The 7,315-nt window shown below is 47.2% G+C and carries 5 protein-coding genes and 1 tRNA gene; 2 read left to right on the top strand and 4 right to left on the bottom strand.

The window, feature by feature from the left end; translation table 11 throughout:
* Nucleotides 1-92: 92 nt before the first annotated feature.
* Nucleotides 93-1,460: an MFS transporter gene (locus QXU03_06215; protein MEM2171327.1), complete on the bottom strand. Its 1,368-nt coding sequence runs from the start codon at nt 1,458-1,460 to the stop codon at nt 93-95.
* 33 nt (nt 1,461-1,493) lie between these two features.
* The gene (bgaS, locus tag QXU03_06220; GenBank protein MEM2171328.1) at nt 1,494-2,945 is read right to left on the bottom strand and encodes a beta-galactosidase BgaS; all 1,452 of its coding nucleotides are present in this window, start codon (nt 2,943-2,945) and stop codon (nt 1,494-1,496) included.
* Between the two features lie 266 nt (nt 2,946-3,211).
* Here bgaS and QXU03_06225 point away from each other — a divergent pair.
* Both QXU03_06225 and QXU03_06230 read left to right on the top strand, forming a co-directional pair.
* A tRNA-Glu gene (locus QXU03_06225) sits at nt 3,212-3,286 on the top strand.
* Between the two features lie 235 nt (nt 3,287-3,521).
* Nucleotides 3,522-3,905, top strand: coding sequence for a hypothetical protein (locus tag QXU03_06230; GenBank protein MEM2171329.1), 384 nt, complete (start codon nt 3,522-3,524; stop codon nt 3,903-3,905).
* Nucleotides 3,906-4,018: 113 nt separating this feature from the next.
* Here the strand turns inward: QXU03_06230 and QXU03_06235 are convergent, their stop codons facing one another.
* Both QXU03_06235 and QXU03_06240 read right to left on the bottom strand, forming a co-directional pair.
* Nucleotides 4,019-4,606, bottom strand: coding sequence for a M48 family metallopeptidase (locus QXU03_06235; protein MEM2171330.1), 588 nt, complete (start codon nt 4,604-4,606; stop codon nt 4,019-4,021).
* Nucleotides 4,593-7,315 (bottom strand): HsdR family type I site-specific deoxyribonuclease (locus QXU03_06240; protein ID MEM2171331.1); only part of this gene is annotated, 2,723 nt, incomplete at its 5' end. The genes QXU03_06240 and QXU03_06235, both read right to left, overlap by 14 nt.

The following is a 7,315-nucleotide window of genomic DNA, read 5'->3' on the forward strand; positions in this document are numbered from 1 at the left end:
CTTCCAGGTTACTTCCAGGAAAACCGCGTTCGTGGTGACCACTACCTGCAACTGCGGTAAATCTCGGTAGAAAACGTCAAGGAAACTGCTAGTTAGGGCATAGCAGGCAATTGTCCCCGACTCCTCTCCGCGAGGATTTTTCTAAGCCTTGCTTTGTCCCTCTCATACGTTCTGAATGCCGGTAACCATAAAAGTGCACAGGGTACCCAGAACAAGCTCACCGCTATCAACCCATAAAGCATGTTCACGGGCTCGCCCACCCCCATACCGAGGAAGTAAACCATGAAACCACTCGCAATGGTTGGCCCGAAAGCTGAGCCTATGTTATCCGTTATATTGAATATGCCGAATACTGTTCCTCTATGTTCTGGCAATGAGACCTCGCTCAGAACGGCCGGCACGTTGGGAGCGGCGAATGTTACGAAGATCATCCCGAACAATCCAAGTAGCAATACCGGTAGCAGGGCCGCGAAGGATTCATCTCCGTGAGGGTACGGGTACTTGAGTAGCGCTATCATGGTCAGCGTTCCGAGTAGTATGCCCGTGAAGGGGACCATGAGCCTCGCGTTCAAGACCCTCCTTTGCAGCCTATCAGTCAGTAACCCCCCGATAAAGTAGCCGATCATCATGCCCATGCCCGCGGTGAACACGATCAACGTAGCCGTCCCCTCCGACAGGCCCCAGACTTCATGGAAAAATGTAGGAGCCCAGTAGGGTATGGCCCCCCATGGAAAGGTTCCGGGCACTCCTTGCAAGTATATGAATATAAGGGTTGGAGTCGATAGGAGCGCTCCCGTGAATTCCTTTAGGTTTATTCTAAACCTGTACTCCACGCCCATCTCGTACAGCTTCCTTACCTCCGGCTCAGCATAGCCTAGCTTCACCTCCTTCACGAGGAGGAGAAAGAGCGGGGTGAGTATGAAGTTCGGCGTTGCGGCAACCAGGAACGGTACTCTCCAAGAGAGATTGGCTGATAGCACCACGCCCGCCATCAGCATTCCTAGCAAAACGCCGAAGCCACTGCTGAAATTGTATATTGCATAACCTCTACCCCGTTCCTCGGGACGGTACAGATCAGCTACTAGTGCCCTAGCTACGGGGGCAGCACCATTTATACCGATACCCGTAAGCGCCCTGAGGAACAGTAATTCGTAGTAGTTTTTAGTGAACCCCGTGAGGAAGCAGGGTATCTCGCCCACGAGAACGGTGAGCGCGAAGAGAGACCTTCTACTCAGCTTGTCGGCTAGATACCCCCATATAAACGTGGTAGCTATGCCTGTTAGGACGGGTATTGTACCCACCAGGCCAGCGTAGTAATACCAGTCCTCCTCGCTGCCGACGATCATCCCCTCATTTCTCAGGGTGGAGAGCATGGGTGCAACTAGGTTCTGGTCAGCATATAGCCACATTAGTGAAAGCACGAGTAAACAGACCACGAGCCCTCTACGCAATGAGCACACCCATAGAAACAGTAATTACCCCCGGGGAGGCTGTTACTGCGCGTAGAGCAGTTCTTCAGGGATTTCCTTGGTTTTAGCTACTTCCCTGTAGAGTAGCGCGCTGGGTCTCAGGTACCTCTTCTTAGTTTCAAAGTCTACCTTGACAAGCCCGAACTTCATGTCGTAGCCCATAGCCCACTCGTAGTTATCTATGAGGGCCCAGTGCAGGTAACCTTCAACGTCTACTCCCTGCTGCACTGCTTTAACTAGGCTGAGCAAGTGGGTTAGCAGGTACATTGGCCTATACCGGTCAGCGGTGTCGGCAATGCCGTTTTCAGTTACTACTAGTGGTAGCCTATACCGCTTGTAAACGTCTACTAGCACCTTCTCGAGGCCCTCTTGGTATACCTCCCAGCCGAAGTCGCTACACGGCCTTCCTGCCCTGCTCACGCCGCCAGGTGCACAGAGGGGCCCGTAACCCGTTACGGGTTTCCACCCGGTTGGGCTACTCCTATCGGCAGTCACAACCATTCTAGTGTAATAGTTCACTCCGATCCAGTCCGCTTTGTTCTTGAACCCGCTAAATGGGAAAATCAGGGATGTGCCGGTTAATACGGAGTCCAGGAACATGTAATTGTAGGAGTACGCAGCGTTGCTAGCTGCTTTTCTGTCCTCTTCGTTTTCTTCATTTAAGGGCTCTACCCACATGAAGTTGTAGATTACGCCTACGGGCTTACCGGTAGTTTCTTTTAGGATATCGTATACTACCGCGTGAGCTACTATCTCGTTCCTGAGCGCTTTTACCATGTACTCCGTGCTCGGTATTCCGGGCGGGAAGCCCGACTTCGTGAACAAATAACCCGATACCGGCACGACGCTGGGCTCGTTCATGGTGCTCCACATGTCAGCATACTCGTTGAAAATATACGCTGCCACGTACGCGTACTTGGCGAACTCCACTACTATGTCGTCTTCTAACCAGCCAGCTGGAGCGCGGTCCGCTCCCCGTTTTCTGACTTCAATTGGGTTGTGTATCCATGCGGGTAATGTAAAGTGGTTTAAGTTAACTATGAGCTTTTTGCCGCGTGATTTCCAGTCGCTGAAGACCTTCTTATAGTCATCCACGGCCTTCTTATTAACGGCTTCTAGCAACTGCCTTAAAGAACTGCCTGACACCTCTACGTGCACTACGACCCCGTGCTCGTCCCTTTCAACGCTAGCTGGTATGTGCCTTGTGGATTGCGGGAAGAGCCTACTCCACTCCAAACCGAGTCTTAGCGCATCAGCGCCCAGCTTCTCGGCAAGGTCGTGGTCTTGCTTATAGAGTGCCAGGTAGCCTGGACCATTTTCAGGTAAGTGCCCGCTAACAATACCAGACGCTATGTTATCCGGGTCGTGTACCCATAACCACCAATCGGTATAAGGGTCTTCCTGTCCCGGAAACCCCATTTCAAACTGGAAGCCTGCTTCACTAAATCCGAAGAGGAATTCCCTAGGTAGTTTCAACGCACTTCACCACGACGATTATAGTGTGCACTAAATATATAAGCGCGTTATCACGAAGAAGGTGGAGGCCTGCGGCCGCTTCACAGCTAAACCGGTATGCTCTACCAGGTGGTACACGCACTATGAGCCCTGCCACCAGCCCGCGAGCACGCTCCACTACCTAGTAGAAGCCCTAAATCACGATCACCACCGACGCGCCTACACCACGATAACTGGTCCCCAGAGAAGACTTATTTAAGGGGTTCCAATCTCTAAAGTACTTAGACGCCGCCGTAGTATAGCCCGGTCAAGTATGCGGGCCTTTCGAGCCCGTGACCCGGGTTCAAATCCCGGCGGCGGCATTGAATACTTACGCCTCTTTCATGGCTCCTAACATACATTGGAGATTGGGGACTATTGTGTATATTTACCAGTGATTTCTCCAGCGTAACCGGTTCCTGGCGGAAAGGGGTCAATTTACCTGCCTCCGAGAGCAGGGTGAAGAGGGGCCAGGCTACGTTAAAACTGTAAGGCTCCGGGCATTGTGAAGTTTAGTTTATCGAGGTATCTGTCCAGCGAGCTGTACCAGGCGATGCCTTGAAGAAAGCGCTCGACTACCTCGAAGGGTACGAGTTCGCGGAGCTGATCACGACCTATGATAGATTAAAAGCACTTAGAACTAGTCGGAGAAGAGGCGCAGTTGACTGCTCTCTTGCTCTCCAAGTACTCGTCTCTAGATGCGAGTACAAGTACTTGGAGAATGCCTTGCTCAAGTTCGTTACCGAGAACTCTCACGAAGACTTCAGGAAAATGCTGGGTTTATGCCTGGTAGAAATAAGGCTTACCTGGATAGACGGTTTCGATAAGTTTCTACGAGAAAGAAAGAGAAGAAGGAAGGTGCTAACTGGTGAAATGATTAGAAAGTACAAGTCTTACTTCGAGAGATATAGACAATATGCTTTTAACAAGACAGCTTTGTAATATCCCGAGATGACAAGTATGACACTTATTAAGTTTACCTTATACTCATGGGACGTATGATTAGGCTCTAAGACACCGGCTCGCACAACTGATGGAGCTTGCTCTCCTCAGTACTACGATTTTAGAACCCTAAGGTTTGTTAAAGCTTCTTTCGTTTTCAGCTTAACCTCGTAAGCTCGCAGCTTGCTCTCCAATTCCTTGTAGTTAGGAATTGTTTTCTCAACACATGACCAGTACCTCTTGTTGTGCTTCTTCTCCAAGAAGTGACATATTTCATGGTAGATTACGTACTTTACTAGTGAGTCCGGTAAGTAACATGCTAGCTTATTAATAGTTAACACCCCTCTTTCACTAAGGCTTGCCCATTTCCTACTCATATCTCTCACTACGATTTTACAGGGATTAGAAATACTCAGTACCTCTCTTGCAGCTTGGTCCGCGAAGCTCTTGGCTAGTTGTCTTAACTCTTCTACACTCCTATTAACCACTTCTAGTTGCTTGGAGAGCTCCACTAGCTCTGAGAGCTCTCGTAGTTTTCTCTCTATCCATGGCTCGTACTTGTTAATAACTTCTTTAACTTTCGACTCGTCGTAACCCTCGGGTAAATGCACTTCAACTCCATTGGGGCTTACAATGATCTTTACAGCTGAGTTTTTAAAATGTTTTATAAGTATATCTCGTACTTTCTTACCTTGACTCAATGCTTTTCACCTTCTCAATTAGTTCTTTTATAAGAGAGATCATTTTACTCTGCTCTATCCTTATATTCGTGGACCTCTTAGCCTTCAGGACTGCGAGTGCTATGTCTTTTTCAACGTCCTTATATAGCTTAGGATTTTGCGCCCAACCCGGCACACTTACCTTGTTCTTTATCTTCTCTGTTAATTCTGTAGCTATGTTTACTGAGATAGCTTTGTTAAATCCCGCATCTACTAGCGTTCTGTATATTAAGAACTCAAGAGGTGATAGCTGTAGCTTATTAAACTCGTCTTTAAGAAGGTATATTTCTCTCCATAGTTGCAAGGCATCTTTGTATAGTTCTAAACTAGTCTTCAGCTTACTCCTCCACTCCGATAAAAGCTTCTCGATTTTATCAACCACGTGGATGTATATCGGGTCGTTTTTCGCGTATAGCTTAAACCTCGATAAACCCATAATCAATGAAGCAACTTTCTCATCATCGCTTAAGGACTTGTCATAAACAAACTTTTCAAAGAACTCCGCGTCTATCTTCAAGGGCGTAAGTTCAAACTCCCTCTCTATGATCTTCAGAGACTGACTAATGGCTTGAAGGGTTCTAGCGTAGTAGGTTTTAACTAATTCCTCCTCTCGGTCCTCACCAACGAAGTTCTTCACGTAGTACATGTAGATGTCTGAGAGCCATTTATAATTCGAGATATCCTCTTTTTCAAGCTTCGTGTAGATAAGCTCGTAAAGCCTACGTAAATGCCTATATTTCTCGGTGAACATTCTTTCTAGGTCTTTATCACGTGCTAGGATCTCGGCTTTTTTCTTAACGTATCTAAGTAACTCTACTTCGTCTCCTGCAACCCCGACTTCGGGTCTAAACCCGGTGAGTTTAAGTAGTTCTTGAGTAGTTCGCTTGAAATCAGCGATTACGCTTTCTACGTTGAATACCGCGCCTTTGAGGTCTTCTTCCTCGTACATCGCAAATGCTTTTGCAAGCTCGTCGAATACACCCACGAAGTCTATTACTAGTCCATACTCCTTGACGCCTCGGCATGGTCTATTAACTCTTGCTATTGCCTGGAGAAGTCTATGCCCCTTTAGAGGCTTATCTAGATACATTGTTTGAAGTTTTGGTTCATCAAAACCCGTTATAAGCATGTCGGTTACAATTAGTATTCTCGGATTATTCTCTGTCTTGAAGGACTCGATGATTTTCTTAACAGCTTCTTCCGGGTCGCGGACACGGTATCTCTCTAGTAGTTTACTCCTATACTTCAATATTTCCTCATCCCTTTCTTGAGCTTGAAAGGACATTACAACTTCACTATACTCGGGTGGAAGATACCTATCCAACGCCTCTTTGTAGAGAACGCAAGCTTTTCTACTAGCTGCTACGACCATTGCCTTAAACTTACCATCAATATTTTCTTTGAAGTGTTTTGCTATGTACTCGGCTACATGGTCTATTCTTCTCTTATCCTCTAAGAATACTTTGAATTTTTTAATGTCCAGCTCCTTGCTCACTTTTCTCTCAACTGCAACCCGCACTTCCTCCGGGAGTTCATCAAGTTCCGACTCGAAGAATTCTTCAAGTAGTTCACGGTTCAACTTGTAGTCGAAGGGACCTGGTTGATAAGCAATTTTAACAGTGTATCCATCTGAGATTGAGTCTAAGATGAAGTACTTATCAAGGTACAGTTCGTCCAGTGGACTGAACTTAGCAAAAGTGTTCTTGAGAGGGTTCTTCCTCGGAACAGGTGTCCCGGTGAAAGCGAAGTAGCTGGCTCTCCTCAGTAATCTCATCATCTGCTCCGCGAGAACACCATACTGTGTTCTATGAGCCTCATCTACGAAAACCACGACGTCTTCCCTATTCATTACTGTTCCGGGTCGACCGGTTGCAACGGCTTTTAGGAGCCTCTCGAGTTCTTCGAACTCACTCGGCTGGAACTTCTGCACTGTTACAACAAACAGCCCAGGCTCACCCCTATAATCACCGTAGCTTAAAACTTGCCTCAACCTTTCAATGCTCTCCACGAGCTTGGGCTTTACCTCTGGTCCAAGGTCTAGCTTTGTTAAGTTCTCGAAGTATAGCTGATTCTGTAGCTCTACTCTATCTACTACGAAGAATATCAAGGGGTTTTCCAGCTTCCAGTAAAGCTTCATCGCCGCGAAGATCATTGTAAGAGTTTTACCACTACCCTGCCAGTGCCATATTAGCCCCCTATCCCTAGTGTCTCTTCCTTCAAGTCTACCGAGAACTCTATTGACAATCTTATTCGCAGCTCTATACTGCATGTATCGAGCTATAACCTTAGTTTCTCTTCCCTCCTCCATTCTAAAGTACAGAAAGTACTTGAGTATATCTAGTAGCTTCTCCGGTCTTAACATCTCTATAGTGGAGTCTATTGAGTCCAAGTTCTCTTCTCTCCACTCGTAAACCGGTATCGACTCCGGATTAGCCCATGGAACTATCGGAAAGTACTTTGCGACAGCCTCAACAGCTACACCTATTTGAACATACTTGTAAAGCTCCGGAACAGCTTTCTCATACCGCTTAATCTGAAAGAATGCGTCCTCCCATGAGACGCCGGGATCTGTAGGGTTCTTAACCTCTATGTTCACTAGTGGAATACCGTTCACGTAGAGCACTACATCGTTTCTAATCTCTCCTACACCTACGTGGTCTACCTGGGTAGACACGATGAAGTCGTTTCTAC

The organism is Desulfurococcaceae archaeon, assembly GCA_038845865.1.
Classification (GTDB): Archaea; Thermoproteota; Thermoprotei_A; order Sulfolobales; family Desulfurococcaceae; genus UBA285.